This is a genomic window from Nostoc sp. UCD121 (assembly GCF_014222285.1).
GTDB lineage: Bacteria > Cyanobacteriota > Cyanobacteriia > Cyanobacteriales > Nostocaceae > Nostoc.
On sequence record NZ_JACKZS010000504.1, the window covers coordinates 1 to 828 of the forward strand.

An 828-nucleotide genomic window follows, 5' to 3' on the forward strand; every position below is an offset into this window, starting at 1 on the left:
CCCATCAACAGTATTATTTTCTCCCATGAAGACGGTACGCGACTGGGCGTGGAGCATCTGGTCGCATTGGGTCACCAGCAAATCGCGCTGTTAGCGGGCCCATTAAGTTCTGTCTCGGCGCGTCTGCGTCTGGCTGGCTGGCATAAATATCTCACTCGCAATCAAATTCAGCCGATAGCGGAACGGGAAGGCGACTGGAGTGCCATGTCCGGTTTTCAACAAACCATGCAAATGCTGAATGAGGGCATCGTTCCCACTGCGATGCTGGTTGCCAACGATCAGATGGCGCTGGGCGCAATGCGCGCCTTTACCGAGTCCGGGCTGCGCGTTGGTGCGGATATCTCGGTAGTGGGATACGACGATACCGAAGACAGCTCATGTTATATCCCGCCGTTAACCACCATCAAACAGGATTTTCGCCTGCTGGGGCAAACCAGCGTGGACCGCTTGCTGCAACTCTCTCAGGGCCAGGCGGTGAAGGGCAATCAGCTGTTGCCCGTCTCACTGGTGAAAAGAAAAACCACCCTGGCGCCCAATACGCAAACCGCCTCTCCCCGCGCGTTGGCCGATTCATTAATGCAGCTGGCACGACAGGTTTCCCGACTGGAAAGCGGGCAGTGAGCGCAACGCAATTAATGTAAGTTAGCTCACTCATTAGGCACCGGGATCTCGACCGATGCCCTTGAGAGCCTTCAACCCAGTCAGCTCCTTCCGGTGGGCGCGGGGCATGACTATCGTCGCCGCACTTATGACTGTCTTCTTTATCATGCAACTCGTAGGACAGGTGCCGGCAGCGCTCTGGGTCATTTTCGGCGAGGACCGCTTTCG

The 828-nt window shown here is 56.5% G+C and carries 1 pseudogene; it reads left to right on the forward strand.

Annotated elements, in window-relative coordinates:
- Positions 1-621: pseudogene (gene lacI, locus GNF10_RS37195) on the forward strand (DNA-binding transcriptional repressor LacI); the annotation flags it as partial.
- Between the last annotated feature and the right edge of the window lie 207 nt (positions 622-828).